Source organism: Streptomyces sp. NPDC001732 (genome assembly GCF_053596315.1).
Genome location: NZ_JBSFFY010000001.1, coordinates 276,274 through 294,370 on the forward strand (window position 1 = coordinate 276,274; position 18,097 = coordinate 294,370).

Below are 18,097 nucleotides of genomic sequence, written 5' to 3' on the forward strand. Positions count from 1 at the left end.
AACGGAGCGCGAATCCCTGTCCGTGACCCCCGAACGCCAGTACCCTGCTGCTTGTCGCGAGCCTGTCATGGAGGCGTGCATGGGGGAGCCCCTCTTCGGAGTGCTGGGGCCGCTTCGGGTGGGGGCCGGGGGCGGTGCCGTCCCCGTCGGCGGGCTCAAACCCCGAGCGGTTCTGGCCACCCTGCTGCTGCAACCCGGGGGCTTCGTCTCGCTCGACGTCCTGACCGAGGTCCTGTGGCCCGGTGGCGCGCCCCGGTCGGCGGTGGCCAATGTCCGTACCTATGTGCGCGCTCTCCGAAGCGCCCTGACGGAGGCGGGAATCGCCACCGGAGGGCTGAGCACCCGGTCCTCGGGCTATTCGCTCGACGTCCCGCCCGAGGACGTCGACACGCTGCTCTTCGAACGGCGTCTCGGGCAGGCCCGTGCGGCACGTGACCGGGGCGAGGACGCCGCGGCCCTGCACGCCTACGAATCGGCCCTCGGCCTCTGGCGCGGCAGCGTCCTGCAGGACCTCCCCGCCAGTGTGGTGTGGGACCCGGCGGTCGTCAGGCTGGAGGAGATGCGCTCGGTCGCGGTCGGCGAGTGCCTCGAAGTGCGACTGCGCCTCGGGGACTACGCGCCCCTGCTCGTGGAGCTGAGGTCCCGGCTCACCGAGGATCCGCTGCGCGAGGACCTGTGGCAGATGCTCGTGCGCACGCTGCACCGCGCGGGTCGCACCTCCGAAGCCCGGTCCGCCTACGCCGAGGCCGAGGGGATGCTCGCCCGTGAGCTCGGCATCGAGCCGAGCGCACCGCTGCGGGCCATGGGGGAGGAGCTGAACGGGTACGAGTACTTCGGCAGGAGCCGTCCGGCGGCGCCCACGCCGGTGTGTCAGCTACCGATGGACATACCGGATTTCACCGGCCGGACCGAGGAGATCGGGTTACTGGACCGGCTGCTGTCGAGATCCGGGCGGCAGCCGGTCGTCGCGGTCCTCTCGGGACCGCCGGGGTCGGGCAAGTCCACGCTGGCGGTGCACGTCGCGCACCGGGTGCGCGAGGCCTTCCCGGACGGTCAGCTGTTCGTCGATCTGGGCGGTATGAGCGATCAGCCGCGCGAGCCGGGCGACGTACTGGCCGAGCTGTTGCGCGGTCTCGGCGCCGCCATGGACAGCGCGGTACCGATCGAACTGAGCGAGCAGGCCGCGCTGTTCCGCTCCCGACTGGCACAACGGCGGTTCCTGATCGTCCTCGACGACGCCGCCGACGGCGCACAGGTGCGCCCCCTGCTGCCCGGCACCGGCGGCTCCGCCGTCCTCGTCAGCTCGCGTCGCCGGATGCCGGACCTTCCGGCGTACCACTGCCCCCTCGGGCTGATGAAGCGACAGGAGGCCCGCGAGCTGTTCGGCGGCATCGTCGGGGCGGAGCGGCTGCACTCCGAGGAGGCGGACGCCGACCGGGTGCTCGCCGGCTGCGGCTTCCTGCCGCTGGCCGTCCGGATCGCCGGTTCCCGGCTGGCGAACCGGCCGGGCTGGACCGTCGGCACCCTGGCCGACTCCCTGGAGGACGAGCGCGGACGCCTCGACCAGCTCCGGACCGGGGAGATGGAGGTGCGGGCGAGCGCCGAGCTGAGTTACCGGCATCTGCCCGAACCGGCGGCGGCGGTCTTCCGCGCCTTCGGGCGGCTGGGCGACGAAGCGGTGGCGGGCTGGCTCGTCGCGGAGGCGGTGGGCCGCTCCGACGGTGCCGCCGGGGAGCTGGAGACGCTGCTCGACGAGCATCTGATCGAGGCGGTCGGCACCGACGGCCTGGGGCTTCGGCGGTACCGCATGCACGACCTGCTCCGCTGCTACGCCAGGGAACTGTCCGAGACGGACGGCCCCGGCGTGCGCCGCCGGAGCCGGCTGCGGGTCGTCGACGGCCTCATCACCCTTGCCCGTTTCGCGAACTCGGCGATGCCCACCCACTTCCTGGGCGTGCTCGGCGAACCCGGCACGCCGAGCGGCCCGGTGGCCGCCCTGGCACCGGTGGTGCGTGCCCTGCCCGTGGAGTGGTTCGAGACCGAACGCCGCACGCTGGTCGGGGCCGTGGAGTCCGCACTGCGGCTCGGCTGCGTCGACCGGGCCGCCGACCTGGCGATCGAGCTGGCGGGCTTCTTCGACATGCGGTTCTACTACGACGACTGGCTGCGGACCCACCGGCTGGTGCTGGAGGCGATGCCCGATCCGTCCGACGCACGGGCCGCCGCGCTGCTGCGCAACCTCGGCCAACTCCACCTGTACCAGGACCGGTACGTCGACGCGCTCGTCTCCTTCGGCCGGGCGCGTACGCTCTTCGCCGGTCTCGGGCACCTGTCCGGCGAGGCGGTCGCGGCGGTGGGCACCGGGTCGGTGTACCGGTTCCTGGGCAAGGCCGACGCCGCCCTGGAGGCGTTCACCGACGCGCTGCACCGGTTCGGCAAGGCGGGTGACCGGCACGGTGAAGCGGTCACCTGCAACGCGATCGCCTCGGTGTGGCTGCAGCGGCAGGACCCCGTGGCCGCGGCCCCCTGGCTCGACGGGGCGTTGGAGCTGTCCCGCGAGGTCGGCGACCGGCACCGGGAGGCACAGGTGCGCCGCAGGGTCGCGACACTGCACGAGCAATTGGGCGAACCGCACCGTGCGCACGCCGAGTTGAGGAAAGCGCTGGGCATCCTGGACGAGCTCGCCGACCTGCACTGTGCGGCGTTCGTGCAGCAGGCCATCGGGGAGCTTTTCCTGCGTCAGGGCAACGCGGGAGCGGCCTCGGCGCCGCTGGTCGACGCGCTCGCCGTGCAGCAGCGACTCGGTGACCGGGCCGCCGCCGCACGCGTCGCCGGTCTCCTCGGCGAACTGCACCAGGCGGCGGGCCGGAGACACACCGCGCTGCGCTACTTCCACCGCTCACTGTCGACGTGGCGTCGGCTCGGCGCGCGCGACCAGGCGGAACTCGTGCGCGCGAGGCTGCGGGCGTTGGGCTGAGGGGAGTTGAGGGGAGGGGCCGGGGGCGGTCCGGGCCGGCCGGGGCGGGAACGGCGAGCCCCGCGTACCCGCCCCGGCCCGGGGCTGTCGGTGTCTCAGCCGCAGCCGTTGTTGCTGACCTGGTACCGCTTGAGGTAGTCGGCCCAGGTGACGCCCTGGACGACCGCGACGACGACCCTGTTGTCGTGTATCTGCTCGTAGTGCAGGTGCGGGGAGATGTCGTAGAGCGCGGACGAGGCGCCGACCTGCCCTATGACGCGGCCCTGGGCCACGCGGTCGCCGAGCTGGACGTTGCGGCTCCTCAGATGCGAGTACCGCGTCTGCCAGCCGTTTCCGTGGGCGATCACGACGGTGTTGCCGTAGCCGGTGCTGGTGGAGTAGTACGAGGCCACGACCTCGCCGCCCGCGCTGGCGAGCACCCGGCGGCCGAGGTCGTTCGGGGTGCCGCTCGCGTCGTAGTGGTTCCAGTCGATCGAGTGTGCCGGGCTGTGTCCGTTCCAGTTGCTGCCGAGCCACTTCTGGCCGCAGCGGAACGGCATTTTGAAGGTGGGTCGGCTCGCGTTCGCCGTGACGTCCGACGAGCCGGCCCGCGGTGCGGCCACGGCGTCGGGAGCCAGTGCCGCGAGGGTGGCCGCCGCGCCGATGACGGCCAGAAGCCGACGGGTACGTCTCCGCATGGTCCTCTCCTTGTCCTCGGTGACCGAGCGATTCAAGGAGGCGGGCATACAAAGCGGATACAACCGCGGCACGCAGGAGGGGCGGACCCGTGCTCCGGGCACGTCACCGACCGCGTCCGCGAACGGGGGAAGAGGGGCGGCACGGCAGGGAGAAGAGTCCGCGTGAGAGGGGAAAGGGCCGTGTCCCCGCGGGCCTCCGGTACTTCGTCGGGTTGGCCCCCCTCGCACCCCGGCCCGCGGCAGGGGGCGCCGAGTCGGGGAGCACCGGTCGTCCCGGGCCCCGGGTGGCCGGGGCCGAGGAGAGGCTTCAGGAGTTCGAGGTGGGCCGACGGCAGGACGGTCGTGCGCCGTTCAGGGAGGTGCCCGGAGAGTCACCGACGGTAACACTCCGATGAAATACGATATTTCACGGCTTTTAATGCTGATATGGGCTTGTACGACTTGTTGGTCGTAGGGGGTCGACGTAGTGTCGGAAGTGCCGTTGCAGAAGCAAGGAGCGGCACAGCATCCTCCGAAGGAGGCGAAGATGAACGTACGCAGCATCTTCGACCACAGGGACAGGGGTCGCGGTCGTTTCGGCGGACGCGGACGTGGACGCGGACGTGGACGCAGGTTCCGCGGCGACTACGGCGACTACGGCGATTACGGCGACTACGGTGACTACGGCGGCTACGGCTATGGCGGCCGTGGAGGCCGGGGGGGCTACTGACCCCCTCCCTGACACCGAACCCAGCCCGAGGCAGGCTCGCGCGTACCGCGCGGGTCCGCCTCGGAGTTCTGGGGCCCGTGTCCACGGGGGACGGCCCGCGGCCCCGACGTCCATGGCGACGGTCCACGCCCCCAGAACCTCTGTGACGTGACGCCCATGAGCCTTCGCAGCCCGCTCCAGCGTTCAGCACGTACCGAAGAGCCGCCCCAGGACTCGGTGACGGACGTTCCGATCCGCACCGACCCCGTCAGCGTCGTGGTGGCGTTCCGGCGCTTCTGGCCACTGACCAGGGGAGACCGGCGCTGGTTGATCGTCATCTTCCTGTGCGCCGTCCTGGCTGCCCTCGCCGAGACCGTCACGGTCCTGCTCTTCGCCGAACTCACCGACACCGCCCTGCAACGGGGCGACGTCAGTGCCTTCTGGAAACCCGCCGGTCAGTGGCTCGCCGTCGCGGTCGCCGGTGCCGTGGTGGGGTACCTGGGCAGCTCGCTCGCGGTCTGGACCGCCGAGCGCTTCGTGCTGCGGCTGCGGGCCCGCGTCTTCGGCCACCTCCAGAAACTGCCGCCGCACTTCTTCCAGCGCAATCGCCGCGGCGACCTGGTGGAACGGCTGACCGGGGACGTGGAGGCCATCGAGGCGCTGGTGATCTCCGGCATCGTCGGGACGGCCTCGGCACTGTTCGGCACCATCTTCTACGCGGGCGCGGCCCTGATGCTGCGCTGGGAGCTGGCCCTCGCCACCTTCGTCATGGTCCCGCTGCTCCTGATCGTCACCCGCCGGTTCACCGGTCCCCTGCGCGCGGTGTCCCGGCGCGGCCGGGCGGCGGACGGCGCCATCACGGCGGTGGTCGAGGAGACGCTGGTCAACGTCGTCATGACCCAGGCGTACAACAGGCAGCAGGACGAGGAGATCCGGCTCGCGGACAAGGCGCGGACCCGGCTGCGGACCGCCGTGAAGGCCGTCCGTCTCACCGAGTTCTACGAGCAGTTCATCGAGGTCCTCGAAACGCTCTGCGTCCTGACCATCATCGGCCTGGGGGCGTGGGAGATCTCCGCGGGCCGGATGACCCTCGGACAACTCCTCGCCTTCGCCGCGTTCATCGGCTACCTCTACCCGCCGATCCGCTCACTGGGGAAACTCGGTCTGACCGCCACCGCGGCGACCGCGGGAGCCGAACGACTGCTGGAGATCCTCGACTCCCGGCCCTCCGTCACCGACCCGGCCGCCTCCGTGCCCGAGCCGCCCCGGAGCCGGGCGCTCGGCGAGGTGGAGGCGTCCCACGTCTTCTTCCATTACCCCAACGGCAGCGAACCGGTGCTCCGGGACCTCTCGTTCACCGCCAGCCCCGGGGAACTCCTGGTCATCACCGGCCCCAGCGGCGCGGGCAAGTCGACCCTGGCGGCGCTGCTGCTGAGGTTCTACGACCCCGACTCCGGCAGCATCAGGCTGGACGGCGTCTCCGTGGACCGGTTGCCGCTGACCCACCTCCGCCGGAACATCACGCTGCTGCCCCAGGACACGCTCGTGCTGCACGACACCATCGAGGAGAACATCGGCTGCGGGCGCACGGACGTGAGCCACCGCGACGTGGTGGAGGCCGCGCGGGCGGCCGACGCCGACGGGTTCATCGAGGCCCTGCCGGAGGGGTATGACACCGTCATATCGACCGGGACCTCCCGGTTGTCCGGCGGCCAGTTGCAGCGCATCGCCATCGCCCGCGCCATGGTGCGCGACGCCCCCGTGCTCCTGCTCGACGAGCCCACCACCGGGCTGGACCGGCTGGCCGCACAGCGCATCCTCGCCCCGCTGCGGCGGCTGGCCCGAGGGCGCACCACCATCGTGATCACCCACGACCTGGCCCTCGCCGCGGACGCCGACCGCGTCCTGGTCCTGGACGAGGGGCGGCTGGTGGAGTCCGGTACGCACACCCAGCTCCTCGGCAACAGCGGCCTGTACGCCACGCTCTTCGAACGCCGCGTCCGGCAGCACGACAGGGTCGCGCACCGGTCCGGCGAACCGTCAGGAATCCACTGGAGCTAGGGCCTTTTGTCTCGATTGGTTCGGATCGGGGGGCAGGGCGTGTGATGGCCGGAAGGCGGTGGTGGATGCGCGCGGCCGGAAACGGGCCGTGCCCGGCGGCGGTCGGGACCTCGCTCGTTACCATCCGCTGTGACCGAAACGACCGAAGGACCCGCCCGCCGCACCCGCATATTCGCCGACCTGACACCGCTGAGGGCCTCTCCCGACTACCGACGCCTCTGGTTCGGCAACACGGTCTCCTGGATCGGGCAGGGGATGACGTCGCTCGCCGTGTCGCTCCAGGTCTACGACATCACCGGGTCCGCCTTCTCGGTCGGGCTCATCGGCTTCTGCTCGTTCCTGCCGCTCGTCGTCTTCGGCCTGTACGGCGGTGCCGTCGCCGACACCATGGACCGGCGCAAGCTGGGGCTGGCCAGCGCCTCGGGCTCGTTCCTGCTCTCCGTCGTCCTGGTCGTCGCCGCCGTCGCCGGGGTGGAGCAGGTGGGGCTGCTGTACGCGGTCGTGGCCCTCCAGGCGGCCTGCTTCGCGGTCAACGCCCCGGCCCGCAGCTCGATGATCGCCCGGCTGCTGCCGGCCGAGCAGCTGCCCGCGGCGAACGCCCTCAACTCCATGACCAGCACCACCGGCATGCTGGCCGGGCCGATGCTCGGCGGGCTCGTCGTCGGCTGGTGGGGCTACCGGGCCGCGTACACCGTCGACGCCGTCACCTTCACCGCCTCGCTGTACGCGATGTGGCGGCTGCCCTCGATGCTGCCGCAGCGGGAGGAGGACTCGGGGGACAAGCGGGCCTCCGTCGCGGACGGGCTGCGCTTCCTCGGGACCAGGCCCAATCTGCGGATGACCTTCTTCACCGACCTGTGCGCCATGGTGCTGTCCCACCCCCGGGCCCTGTTCCCCGTCGTCGCCGTCCTCTGGTACGGGGGCGACGCGAAGACCACCGGGCTGCTGGTCGCCGCCCCCGCGCTGGGCGCGCTGCTCGGCGGGGTGTTCTCCGGATGGCTGGGCCGCGTCCGGCGTCACGGCCTCGCGGTGCTGCTGGCCGTGGCCGCCTGGGGCGCGGCCGTCGCGGTCTTCGGGCTGACCCGCCAGCTCTGGCTCGGGCTGATCTTCCTGGCGCTCGCCGGGTGCGCGGACACCACGTCGATGGTCTTCCGCAACACCATGCTCCAGGCGGCCGTGCCGGACGAGATGCGGGGGCGGCTGCAGGGCGTGTTCATCGTCGTCGTGGCGGGCGGGCCCAGGCTCGGCGACTTCCTGGCCGGGTCGGTCTCCGATCTGGCCTCGCCCGGTCTGGCGGTGACCGGGGGCGGGATCGCCTGTGTCGTCGCCGTGACCCTGCTGGGACTGCGGTGGCGCGGGTTCGCGCGGTACGACGCGCAGAACCCGCAGCCGTGATGCCCCCGCCCGCGCCTCACTCCCGCGTCGCGCCCCCGACGTCGTCCCGAGTCGTGCCCCCGGAGCCGTCCTGCGACGGTCCGTCCTGCGGCGGCCCCACCACCGAGCGGGCGAAGCCCAGTTCCACCAGGTCCTGGGGGCGCAGCCGCAGCTGGTCGGCCGTGGCCCGCACCTCCTCCGGCGGGCGCTTCAGGATCGCCGCCGCCAGCTCCGGGGCGATGACCGAGAAGTAGCTGTCCCGGGTGACATGGGTGTTCCCCGGCGCCGCGAGCGCCAGCGCACCGCCCGAGCCGCCCTCGCCGATCACCAGGGTGGTGACGGGCACCCGGGCCTCGGCCATGGCCGCGAAGGCGTCGGCGATGGCGGCGCCCGCCCCGGCCCGTTCCGCCTCCGCGTCGTTCGCCGCCCCCGGGGTGTCGACCAGGGTGAGGACGGGGATGCCGAGCCGGTCCGCCAGCCGGATCAGCCGGGCCGCCGTGCGGTAGCCGGCCGGGCGGGTCGGGGTGCCGCACTGGGCGACGTACGCGATCGACCGGTGGCCCCGCCACCCGAAACCGGCGAGCAGCCCCGGGTCCGTGCCCCCGCAGCGGTCGCCGACGAGCGGCATCCGGTACGCGAAACAGGCGTCCAGATACGCCTCGGCGCGCGGCCGGGAGGGCGAGCGGGCCTGCCGGACCGCCTCCCAGCCGGTCCCCGGGAGACCGGTGGCGGCCAGGGCCTCCGGCACCGGCGCGGGGAGCGCCGGGCCGTCCGGGACGTGCAGCGCCCGCAGCCAGCGGCCCACCGTCCTCGGGAGCTCGTCCGGCGGGACGACCGCGTCGATCTGGCCCGCAGCCAGCTGGCCCTCGGCGGTGTACGCCGCGGGGTCCGCGTCCGGGGGCCGCACCCGGGAACCGGCGAAGCCGACCTGGGCGCCCGGCAGCGCCAGGATCACGTCGGCGCCCGCCCCGAGCGTGGCCCAGCCGCCGCCCGTCGTCGGGTCGCGCAGGACCGCGATCTGTGCCGGGCCCGCCGCCCGCAGCCGCGCCGAGGCGCGGGCCACCCGCTGGAGCTGGGTCAGGGCGATCATGCCCTCCTGCATCCGGCTGCCGCCCGTCGCGATCAGCGAGACCAGCGGCAGCGCCCGGCTCCGGGCGGCTTCGTACGCGGCCACCAGCCGGTCCCCGGTGCGCTGCCCCAGCGAACCGCCCAGGAAGCCGAACTCGAACGAGACCAGGACGCAGGTCCGGCCACCGATCGAGGCGAGGCCGTGGACGACGGACTCCTCCTCGCCGGTACGGGCGGCGGCGCGGGCCCGGGAGTCCGCGTACCCGGCCCAGGCCAGCGGCCCGTCCCCGGTGTCGTCGGTGCCGGGGACGACACCGGGGAGCTCCTCGAACTCAGTGGTGAGCGCCGCGATCGCCGCTCTCGCCGTCAGCCGCTCAGGCACGGAGCGACCTCTTCATGATCTTCCCGAGGTCGTTGCGGGGCAGGGCGTCCAGGTAGCGGACCGTGCGGGGGCGCTTGTGCGGGGACAGCTGGGCGGCCACGTGGTCGGCCAGCTCGTCGGCGGCCGGGGGAGCGGACGGGTCGGCCGACACCACCCAGGCGACGATCCGCTCGCCCAGGTCCGGGTCCGGTTCGCCCGTGACGGCGGCCTCGCGGACCCCGGGGTGGTCCAGCAGGGCGTTCTCGATCTCCCCGGCGCCGATCTTGTAGCCGCCGCTCTTGATCAGGTCGGTGGCCCTGCGGCCGACGATCCGTACGTAGCCGTCGGGGTCACGGGTGGCCATGTCGCCGGTCCGGAACCAGCCGTCCTCGGTGAGCGCGGCGGCCGTGGCGTCGGGGCGGTTCAGGTAGCCGGTGAACAGGTTCGGGCCGCGCACCTGGATCTCGCCGATGACGTCGGGGCCGGTCAGGACGGTGCCGTCCTCCTCGACCAGACGGAGCTCGACACCGCGCAGGGGTGCGCCGACCGTGCCGGGGCGCGGCTCGCCGTCGGCCCGTACGCCGGTGTTCATCAGGGTCTCCGTCATGCCGTACCGCTCGATGACCCGGCGGCCCGTCGCCGCAGCGATCCGCTCGTGGTCGTGGACCGGCAGCGCGGCCGAGCCGGACACCAGCAGCCGGGCCCCGGCCAGCGCCTTCGCCAGCCCGTCCGCGCCCGGTGCTGCGCCGTCGAGGGCCTCGGCGAGCCGGTGGTACATCGTCGGTACGCCGAAGAGCATGGTGCCGCCGGACGACAGCTCCCGGGCCACCCCCTCGGTGCTGAACCTGCCCAGGTGCCGCACCGAGCCGCCCCGGCGCAGCGGCCCGAGCACGCCCAGGATCAGGCCGTGCACATGGAACAGCGGCAGGGCGTGGACGAGCACGTCGTCCCTGGTCCACTGCCAGGCGTCCTCCAGCGCGTCGAGCGACGCGGCGATCGCGCGGCGCGGCAGGACCGCACCCTTGGGCGGGCCCGTGGTGCCGGAGGTGTAGACGATCAGCGCGGGGGACTCGGGGGAGGGCTCGGGGAGCGACGCCCCGCCCGCCCCGTCCGGCTCCGTCCCGACGTCGATGCGGTCCAGCGCGTCGAGCACCGGCGGGAGCGTGTCGTCCGTCCCGGCCAGCACCACGGTCGGGGCGCTGTCGGCCACGATGTGGGCGAGCTCCCGCGTGCCCGTCTTCGGGTTCAGCGGGACCGCCGGCACCCCGGCCCGCAGTGCGGCCACGACGGCGACCACCGTCCCGAGGGTGGGCGTGGCCCATACGGCGACCCGTCCGGTACCCGCGAGACGCCCGGCGAGCGCGGTGGACGCGGAGGCCAATTGGTCGTAGGTCATGGCGTGTTCGCCGAATCGGACGGCTTCCCGGGTCGAACCGTCGGACGGCACAGACAGAAGAGGAGTCACCCACCGCACACTAGCGAGGTGGTGCCTCCCGCCACCCCTCGCTCGTCCCGTGACTCCGCGCACACGTCCCGGCCGGAGCGTGTGCGAGGGCGGAGGGCGGGCGTGCCCCGCCGCTCCGGAGCCGCCCCGCGCACGTCCCCGCCGCTCCGGGGGCTGCCCGCGCACGTCCCCGCCGCTCCCGGACGTCTCACTCCCGACGGACGTTCCGCATCCGGCCGTACGCGTACACGCAGCCCGCGAGCGCCAGGTCCGACAGCAGCATGAAGCCGATCGAGTACGAGTCCTTCGCGCTGTAGATCGCCCCCATCACCAGCGGCGGCACGAAACCGCCCAGGCCGCCCATGGCCCCCACGATCCCGGTCACGCTCCCCACCTTCGCCTGCGGCGTCACCTGCGCGACCAGGGCGAAGACGCTGCCGCTCGACGTGCCCAGACCCGCCGCCATGCAGAGCAGCGCGAGCGTGCCGCCCGGGGCCAGCGGCGGGTCGAACGCCTGGGCGATCGCCATCAGGGCGGCCAGACCGAGCGCCACCGCCGTGACCAGGGCCGGGTGGACGCGGTCCGAGAGCCAGCCGCCGATCGGCCGGAAGGCGACCGTGACCAGGGCGAACCCGGCAGCCTTCGTACCGGCGTCGGTGGGCGACAGGTCGTACCAGGTCTTCAGGTACGTGGGGAGGTAGACGCCGAAAGCGACGATTCCGCCGAAGCCGATCGCGTACAGCGCGGACAGCTCCCAGGTGACCCGCAGCCGCCCCGCACCGGCCAGCCGACGGCCGAGGGACTCCCTCGGCACCGGCCGGTCGGGCCGGTCGCCGACCAGCACCGCGGCCAGCGTCGCGTAGACCACGAGCGCCGCCGCGACCACCAGGAACGGCAGGTTGTCGCCGTGCCCGGCGATCCGCGGGGTGAAGTACCCGGACAGGGCGACACCGCCCATGCCCATCCCGAACACCCCGAGCGCGAGGCCCGCCTGGCGGGCGGGAACCACGAGTTGACCAGCGGAATGCCGATCGCGAACGTGGTGCCGCCCAGCCCCAGCAGAAAGCCCACGGCGAGCATCGCACCGTACGAGTTCCGCGCCGGGATCAGCAGCAGCACGGGCACGACGGTGAGCGCCGAGACCAGCGGGAACATCAGCCGGGCGCCGTACTTGTCGGTGAGCGCGCCGACCGGGACCCGGCCCACCGAACCGACCAGCACCGGCACCGCGACCAGCAGTGACTGCTCGAACGAGGACAGGCCGAGCCGCTCCTTGAAGTCCCCCGCCAGGGGCGCGATCAGATTCCAGGCCCAGAAGGTCAGCCCGAACCCGATCGTGGCCATCACGAGGTTGCGGTAGGCGGCCACGGACGGTGCGTCGACCGGGGCGGGAGCCTGCTTGACGGCGGTATCCACCCCTTCAGTCAAGGGCGTGCGGCGTTCGAGGGCCCGCCGGGATGAGCCATGCGGGGCAACCCTGCCGGGAGGCGTGCACGCCGGTGCACGGGCTCCCCGACTGCGGCTCGCACCGTCGTAAACCGGGCAAAGCTGAGACAATCGCAGTATGGACCGGCTGGACAGGGAAATCCTCGGCATCCTCCAGGAGGACGCCCGGATCTCGTACCGCGATCTGGGCGTGCGGGTCGGGCTCAGCGCCAACGCGGCGGCCGACCGGGTGCGGCGGCTGCGCCGGGACGGCGTCATCCGGGGCTTCACCGTGATCATCGACCCGGCCGCCGACACCCGTACCGGCCTCGTCGTCTTCATCGACGTGACACTGCGGATCGACACGACGAACGAGGTGTTCGAGCGGGCGGTGCTGGCCCTGCCCGGCATCACCGAAGTGGTCCATGTGACCGGCGGCCACGACTACCTCGTACGGGCCACCGTCGCCGACACCGCGGCCCTGGACGGACTGCTGCGCAGACTCAAGCGGGAGGCCGGTGTCGCGCACTCCAACACCCGGGTCGCGCTCAGGGCGGCGCCCGCGAGGTGAGGGTCCGGGTGACGTCCGGGGAAGGAGCCGCGGAAATTTCGGTGCGGTGCCCGCCGGGTCCCGGAGCGGCCGGGTTTCGGAGTCGCCGGGTATCAGAGCGGCCGGGTATCAGAGCGGTGCCTGCCAGGTGAAGGTCGACGGGCGCGAACCGTCCTCCTCGCGGCCGTCGTCGGCGACCACCAGCCGGACCGCGCTCCGCCCGTCCGGAAGGACGGCCGTCGCGTCCACCTCCACCTCGATCGCCGACACCCCGGCCCGCCGGTGCGCGGCGGCGAGGGCGCCCCGCAGCGCGGTGAGCAGCCGGCCGTCCACGGGCTCCTGGACCAGGGCGTCGACCGCCCCGGTGAAGTGCACCGACGGCTGGAAGCCGAGCACGGCGGAGGCGCCCCCCGTCTCCCGCAGCACCCGGCCGCGGAAGGTGGCGGGGACCTCGGCGGGCGGCTGCTGGAGGGCGAAGATCGCCGTCCGCACCTCCTGGATGGTGGAGTCCAGCTCGTCGACCGCCCTGCCGAGCAGCTCGTCCGTCTCCGGGGCGACGGTCCTGCGACGGGTCGACTCCAGCATCATCTCGGTCGCGAACAGCCGTTGGACCACGAGGTCGTGCAGATCGCGGGCGATCCGGTCCCGGTCCTCGTAGACCGCGAGCTGTTCCCGGTCGTGCTGGGCGTCCGCCAGTACCAGCGCGAGCGCGGCCTGCGAGGCGAACTGCGAGGCCAGCAACCGGTCCACGGCCGTGTACGGGCGGGCGCCGCGCCGCCGGGGCAGGGCGAGGGTGCCGATCAGCCGGCCGCCGCTCTGCAGCGGCAGCATCATGCTGGGGCCGAACCGCGCCCGCACATGCGTCGTCATCCGGGGATCGGTCGCCGAGTCGTCGATGAACACCGGCTCCCCGCCCAGCAGTTGGACCAGCACCTCGGAACCGGGCGCGATGGTCGTACCGACGATGCCGGCCGGGTCGTCGAGCGTGGACGCGGTGACGATCTCCATGCCGCCCTCCTCGTTCGGCTGGAGGATCACCCCGGCGGACGCGTCGGCCAGCACCCGGGCCCCCTCGGCGACGGTCATCAGCGCGTCGGCCGGGCTCCCGCCGCTCAGCAGCGCGGTGGTGACGGCGGCGGCTCCCTCGATCCAGCGTTCCCGCTGCCGGGCCGCCTCGTACAGCCGGGCGTTGGCGATCGCGATTCCGGCCTGCGAGGCCAGCGCCTTCAGCACCGCCGTGTCCGCGTCGGTGAAGGCACCGGCGCTTTTGCCGGTGAGGTAGAGGTTGCCGAAGACCTGGCCGTGCACCCGGACCGGCGTCCCGAGGAAGGACCGGGCCGGCGGATGGCCGGGCGGCACCCCGCAGGAGCGCGGATCGGTGCTCGGGTCGTCGGAGCGCGCCGGCTCCGATGCGCCGACGAGGGCACCGGGCATCCCCGAGTACCCGTCCGGGAAGTCGCCGATGCGTCGGCGCTCGTCCTCGTTGAGCCCCGAGGTGAACAGCTCGCCGAGGGTGCCGTGCTCCTGGTCGAGCACGCCGAGCGCGCCGTGCCGGGCCCCGGTCAGGGTGGTCGTGGTGTCCACGATCCGCTGGAGGGTGGCCCGCAGCCCGAGGTCGGTGCCGATGCCCAGCACCGCCTCCAGGAACATCGGCAGCCCGGATGCCGCGGGCTCGGTGAGCCCCGGGCGCTCGGCGGGTTCCGGGCGTTCCGTGCCGGGGACCGTTGGGCGTTCCAGGGACGGGTGTTCCGTGCCGGGAACGTCCGGCGGTTTTGGCGCGGGCGCGTGTTCGGGGTCGGGGACGTCCGGGTGTTCCGTGCCCGAGCTGTCCGGTGGCTCCGCGGGCGTGTGTTCCGTCTGGTCGGGCATGCGCCACGCCCCCTTCGTGCTCAGCAGGCGAGCGGGTCGAGGACCATCGGCTCGATCTGGCCGTCCAGCATGGCGCCGAGCCCCAGCACCGCGCAGACGTCCGGCCGTTCCGCGATGTGCACCTGCATGCCCGTCGCGTCCCGCAGCATCTGGTCGAGGCCGGGCAGCAGGGCGCTGCCTCCGACCATCATGATCCCGCAGTCCACGAGGTCGGCCACCAGGTCGGGCGGGCAGTCGCGCAGGATCTTGCCGAGCCCGTCCAGGACGCTGGTGAGCGGGGCGTGGATGGCCTGCCGCACGGCGGCGGTCTCGACCCGCACCGAGCGGGCCAGGCCCGTCGCCACGTCACGGCCGTGGATCTCGGTCGTGGCGGGCCCCCGTGAGGTCAGTCCGCTGCCGCTGAGCGCCAGTTGCAGGGGGCGCACGGACTGGCTCGGCAGCATCAGTGCGTGGTGCTGGCGCAGGTGCTGGATCACCGCGTGGTCGATGGCGTCGCCGCCGATCGGGATGCGTACGGCGCTCACGATCGAACCGAGCGAGAGCACCGCTATCTGGGTGGTCGCCGCCCCGCACACCATGATCATGGTCGCGGTCGGCTGCTCCACCGGCAGCCCGCAGCCGACGGCCGCCGCGATCAGGGTGTCGACCAGCTCGACCCGCCGGGCGCCGAGCCCGACCAGGGTCTCCACGGCGGCCCGCTGGGCGAGCGGATCGCTGTCGTGCGGGGTGCAGGCGGCGGCCCGCAGCCGGGGCTTGCGGCGCAGCTGGCGGCGGAGCTTCTCGCCGAGCAGATGGCGGAGCATGCGCTGGGCCATCTCGATGTCCACGACGGTTCCGCCGGAGACCGGGCGGGTCACCCGGATGTAGTCGGGGGTGCGGCCCGTCATCTGTTCGGCGAGCGCGCCGACCGCGATGAGCGACCCGGTACGCGTGTTCACCGCGGCGACGCTCGGCTCGTCCACGACGAGCCCGAGCCCCTTGACGTACACGCGGGTCCGGGCGGCTCCGAGGTCGACGGCGACATGGCAACGACGCAACTGCTCAAGACTGACGGTCACGGCAGGTTCTCCCGGGAGCGCGGACGGGTGGGTACCGGCAGGGCAGCCGCCGGTTCTCTCTCGCATGGTGCGCCCTTTGCAGTCGCGGCGCGCGCTGGGAGGCGCCGGAGGAGGGTACGGAGCTGACGGCCTGCCAGAAAGCGCGGCGGAAGGTGAGGGGGCGAGGCAGGGGAGCGCACGGGAACGCGATGGGGTGAGGCACGGCGCGACGCGGCGCGAGAAGGCGGGCCGCCCCGGCTCACCCCGGCAGCAGTCGCTGGAACAGCCCCCAGGTGAACTCGGCGACGTACGGCCGGCCCGTCCCCGGTTCGGTGACCGCCAGCGCCCACCGGGTCGGCGCGCCGCCCTCCATCGGCCGGGCCGGCGGGAAGGCCCGCGCGACCTCGTCCACCGTGGCCGACCAGGGGCGCAGGTCCGCGATCGCGCGCAGTTCAGGGCCCGGCGCTCCCGGCGCCCGTACCAGCCATTCGTTCCATACGGCGCCGCCCGGCGCGACCATCACCTCGAACCGCAGGTCCGGCCAGAGCGGCACCGGCCACCGCAACGCGTCGCACTCCAGGTCGCCGATCGTGCGGCGCTCGGACGACTCGGGCTCACCGAGCACCGAACGGTAGCGGCGCAGCGCGCCCCGGCCGCGCGGCGCCCGCGCCATGGCCTGCCAGCGGCGGTTGGCCTCGCGCATCTCGGCGGACGAGGCGCCCAGTTCGCGCCGGGCGTCCTCGACCGGGCCCGGCTGGTGGTCGGCCATCCGGCGCAACAGGACGAGCTGGAACTCACGGGGGCCGAAGGGCACGGACGCGGTCATGGGCCCACGCTTCCACACCACGGCCCGCGCCACCGACCGCCTCGTATTCAGTCCTCGGAGGGGCCCGGCCTCTCCGGCAGGAGGTCCGGTCCGCCCAGCATCCGCCGCAGCAGGTCCCGCAGCAGCGCGCGGTCCCCGTCGGACAGCCGGGCCAGCGGTTCCCGCGCGAAGGTGAGCGATTCGCGCAGCTCCCGCGCGGTCCGCGCACCCTGCTCCGTCGGGGCGGCCAGCTTCACCCGGCGGTCGGTGGGGTCGGGCCTGCGCTCCACCAGGCCGCGGGTCTCCAGTCGGTCGACGATCCCCGTGACGTTCGACGGCTCGCACTTCAGCTTCTGGGCGATCCGCCGCATGGGCATCGGCTCCAGCGAGAGCAGCCCGAGCACGCGCGCCTGCGCGCCGGTGAGCGAGTGGGCCGCGGCGGCCTCGTCGTACTCCTCGTAGTAGCGCGCCACGACGGTACCGATGAGCTCGACGACTTCGAGGGTCAGAGGGTCTGTGCGGGTGGTGGCCATGACGCCAGGATAGCCGGTTGCTTGACAAGGTGAAATATTCAGGAGCATGGTTGTTTTACTTCATGAAGTATTTCGTCCCGCCGCCCGGACTCCGCGGGCGGAGTTCCCCCATCCCGTGAGCCATTGAGGAGAACCCGAGCCCATGTCCGCAGCACTTCCCGCGTCCGGCCGCGAATGGCACCTCGTCGCCCGTCCCCACGGCTGGCCGAAGGCCGAGGACTTCACGCTGCGTGAGGCCCCGGTCACCGCCCCGGCCGAGGGCCGCGTCCTCGTCCGCAACCGGTACTTCTCGGTCGACCCGTACATGCGCGGCCGGATGAACGACGTGAAGTCGTACGTCCCGCCCTTCGGGCTCGACCGGCCCATGGACGGCGGCGCGGTCGGCGAGGTCATCGCCTCGAACGCGGAGGGCATCGCGGTCGGCGACCACGTCCTGCACGGTCTCGGCTGGCGCGAATACGCCCATGTCCCGGCCGGGCACGCCGTGAAGGTCGACCCGGCGGTCGCCCCGCTCTCCGCCTACCTCGGCGTGCTCGGCATGACCGGGCTCACCGCCTACGCGGGCCTCTTCGACGTCGCCTCCTTCAAGGAGGGCGACGCCGTCTTCGTCTCCGGTGCGGCCGGTGCCGTGGGCAGCCAGGTCGGCCAGATGGCGAAGCTCAAGGGCGCCTCGCGGGTCATCGGCTCGGCCGGTTCCGACGAGAAGGTCGCGCTCCTCGTCGAGGAGTACGGCTTCGACGCCGCGTTCAACTACAAGAACGGCCCGGTCGTCGAGCAGCTGCGCGCCGCCGCCCCCGACGGCATCGACGTCTACTTCGACAACGTCGGCGGCGAGCACCTCGAAGCGGCGATCTCCTGCCTCAACCCGCACGGCCGCGTCACCGTCTGCGGCATGATCGCCCAGTACAACGCCACCGAACCGACGCCCGGCCCGCGCAACCTCGCCCTCGTCATCGGCAAGCGGCTGCGCATCCAGGGCATGCTCGTCAACGACCACGCCGACCTCCAGCCGCAGTTCGTCCAGGAGGTCGCGGGCTGGCTGGCCTCGGGCGAGCTGAAGTACCGCGAGACCGTCGTCGAGGGCATCGAGAACGGCTTCGACGCCTTCCTCGGACTGCTCCGCGGCGAGAACACCGGAAAGATGATCGTCTCCCTCGCCTGACCCTCGTCCCCTCGCCCGACCCTCGTCCCCTCGCCCGACAGCCGCTTGGGCGCACCGGCTAGTCTC

The 18,097-nt window shown here is 73.1% G+C and carries 13 protein-coding genes and 1 pseudogene; 6 read left to right on the forward strand and 8 right to left on the reverse strand.

What is annotated here, in order from left to right:
• Positions 1 to 79: 79 nt before the first annotated feature.
• Complete coding sequence (locus tag ACWCXX_RS01120) at positions 80 to 2,977, forward strand: BTAD domain-containing putative transcriptional regulator (RefSeq protein WP_451122968.1); 2,898 nt, start codon at positions 80 to 82, stop codon at positions 2,975 to 2,977.
• Between the two features lie 95 nt (positions 2,978 to 3,072).
• Here ACWCXX_RS01120 and ACWCXX_RS01125 read toward each other — a convergent pair whose 3' ends face one another.
• Positions 3,073 to 3,654: a peptidoglycan DD-metalloendopeptidase family protein gene (locus ACWCXX_RS01125; RefSeq protein ID WP_451122970.1), complete on the reverse strand. Its 582-nt coding sequence runs from the start codon at positions 3,652 to 3,654 to the stop codon at positions 3,073 to 3,075.
• Positions 3,655 to 4,180: 526 nt separating this feature from the next.
• Between ACWCXX_RS01125 and ACWCXX_RS01130 the strand changes: the two genes are divergently transcribed.
• From ACWCXX_RS01130 to ACWCXX_RS01140, 3 genes are all read left to right on the forward strand, one after another.
• Positions 4,181 to 4,363, forward strand: a complete 183-nt coding sequence (locus ACWCXX_RS01130) for a hypothetical protein (RefSeq protein ID WP_451122972.1) — start codon at positions 4,181 to 4,183, stop codon at positions 4,361 to 4,363.
• Positions 4,364 to 4,519: 156 nt separating this feature from the next.
• Positions 4,520 to 6,403 carry an ABC transporter ATP-binding protein gene (locus ACWCXX_RS01135; RefSeq protein WP_451122974.1) on the forward strand — a complete coding sequence of 628 codons (1,884 nt, stop codon included), beginning with the start codon at positions 4,520 to 4,522 and terminating at the stop codon, positions 6,401 to 6,403.
• 129 nt (positions 6,404 to 6,532) lie between these two features.
• Positions 6,533 to 7,798 (forward strand): MFS transporter, encoded by a 1,266-nt coding sequence (locus tag ACWCXX_RS01140; RefSeq protein ID WP_451122975.1) that lies wholly within the window; start codon positions 6,533 to 6,535, stop codon positions 7,796 to 7,798.
• Positions 7,799 to 7,814: 16 nt separating this feature from the next.
• On the opposite strand, the gene ACWCXX_RS01145 is transcribed toward ACWCXX_RS01140, so the two are convergent.
• The 3 genes and pseudogenes from ACWCXX_RS01145 to ACWCXX_RS01155 form a co-directional block, all read right to left on the reverse strand.
• The gene (locus ACWCXX_RS01145) at positions 7,815 to 9,227 is read right to left on the reverse strand and encodes a carboxyl transferase domain-containing protein (protein ID WP_451122977.1); all 1,413 of its coding nucleotides are present in this window, start codon (positions 9,225 to 9,227) and stop codon (positions 7,815 to 7,817) included.
• Entirely contained in the window at positions 9,220 to 10,602 is a 1,383-nt protein-coding gene (locus tag ACWCXX_RS01150; protein ID WP_451123542.1) for an acyl-CoA synthetase, read from the reverse strand. Before ACWCXX_RS01150 ends, ACWCXX_RS01145 begins: the two co-directional genes overlap by 8 nt.
• A gap of 256 nt (positions 10,603 to 10,858) precedes the next feature.
• Positions 10,859 to 12,246 (reverse strand): annotated as a pseudogene (locus tag ACWCXX_RS01155) (nitrate/nitrite transporter).
• On the opposite strand from ACWCXX_RS01155, the gene ACWCXX_RS01160 reads away from it, so the two are divergent.
• Positions 12,215 to 12,646: an Lrp/AsnC family transcriptional regulator gene (locus ACWCXX_RS01160; RefSeq protein ID WP_124717831.1), complete on the forward strand. Its 432-nt coding sequence runs from the start codon at positions 12,215 to 12,217 to the stop codon at positions 12,644 to 12,646. The pseudogene ACWCXX_RS01155 and the gene ACWCXX_RS01160 overlap by 32 nt on opposite strands.
• A 108-nt stretch (positions 12,647 to 12,754) precedes the next feature.
• Here the strand turns inward: ACWCXX_RS01160 and ACWCXX_RS01165 are convergent, their stop codons facing one another.
• The 4 genes from ACWCXX_RS01165 to ACWCXX_RS01180 all read right to left on the reverse strand — a co-directional run bounded on the left by ACWCXX_RS01165 (position 12,755) and on the right by ACWCXX_RS01180 (position 16,869).
• Positions 12,755 to 14,275 carry a GAF domain-containing protein gene (locus ACWCXX_RS01165; protein WP_451123544.1) on the reverse strand — a complete coding sequence of 507 codons (1,521 nt, stop codon included), beginning with the start codon at positions 14,273 to 14,275 and terminating at the stop codon, positions 12,755 to 12,757.
• A gap of 239 nt (positions 14,276 to 14,514) precedes the next feature.
• On the reverse strand, positions 14,515 to 15,552 hold the full coding sequence (locus ACWCXX_RS01170; protein ID WP_451122980.1) for a rod shape-determining protein: 1,038 nt from the start codon (positions 15,550 to 15,552) through the stop codon (positions 14,515 to 14,517).
• 238 nt (positions 15,553 to 15,790) lie between these two features.
• Complete coding sequence (locus ACWCXX_RS01175) at positions 15,791 to 16,357, reverse strand: hypothetical protein (protein WP_451122982.1); 567 nt, start codon at positions 16,355 to 16,357, stop codon at positions 15,791 to 15,793.
• 47 nt (positions 16,358 to 16,404) lie between these two features.
• Positions 16,405 to 16,869 (reverse strand): MarR family winged helix-turn-helix transcriptional regulator, encoded by a 465-nt coding sequence (locus ACWCXX_RS01180; protein WP_451122983.1) that lies wholly within the window; start codon positions 16,867 to 16,869, stop codon positions 16,405 to 16,407.
• Between the two features lie 142 nt (positions 16,870 to 17,011).
• Between ACWCXX_RS01180 and ACWCXX_RS01185 the strand changes: the two genes are divergently transcribed.
• Positions 17,012 to 18,031 (forward strand): NADP-dependent oxidoreductase, encoded by a 1,020-nt coding sequence (locus ACWCXX_RS01185; RefSeq protein ID WP_451122985.1) that lies wholly within the window; start codon positions 17,012 to 17,014, stop codon positions 18,029 to 18,031.
• Positions 18,032 to 18,097: the final 66 nt, after the last annotated feature.

Coding starts and splice junctions, on each gene's coding strand:
- ACWCXX_RS01175 (WP_451122982.1), bottom strand. CDS start 16,357: ATGACCGCGTCCGTGCCCTTCGGCCCCCGTGAGTTCCAGCTCGTCCTG.
- ACWCXX_RS01135 (WP_451122974.1), top strand. CDS start 4,520: ATGAGCCTTCGCAGCCCGCTCCAGCGTTCAGCACGTACCGAAGAGCCG.
- ACWCXX_RS01150 (WP_451123542.1), bottom strand. CDS start 10,602: ATGACCTACGACCAATTGGCCTCCGCGTCCACCGCGCTCGCCGGGCGT.
- ACWCXX_RS01180 (WP_451122983.1), bottom strand. CDS start 16,869: ATGGCCACCACCCGCACAGACCCTCTGACCCTCGAAGTCGTCGAGCTC.
- ACWCXX_RS01185 (WP_451122985.1), top strand. CDS start 17,012: ATGTCCGCAGCACTTCCCGCGTCCGGCCGCGAATGGCACCTCGTCGCC.
- ACWCXX_RS01130 (WP_451122972.1), top strand. CDS start 4,181: ATGAACGTACGCAGCATCTTCGACCACAGGGACAGGGGTCGCGGTCGT.
- ACWCXX_RS01165 (WP_451123544.1), bottom strand. CDS start 14,275: ATGTTCCTGGAGGCGGTGCTGGGCATCGGCACCGACCTCGGGCTGCGG.
- ACWCXX_RS01120 (WP_451122968.1), top strand. CDS start 80: ATGGGGGAGCCCCTCTTCGGAGTGCTGGGGCCGCTTCGGGTGGGGGCC.
- ACWCXX_RS01125 (WP_451122970.1), bottom strand. CDS start 3,654: ATGCGGAGACGTACCCGTCGGCTTCTGGCCGTCATCGGCGCGGCGGCC.
- ACWCXX_RS01160 (WP_124717831.1), top strand. CDS start 12,215: ATGGACCGGCTGGACAGGGAAATCCTCGGCATCCTCCAGGAGGACGCC.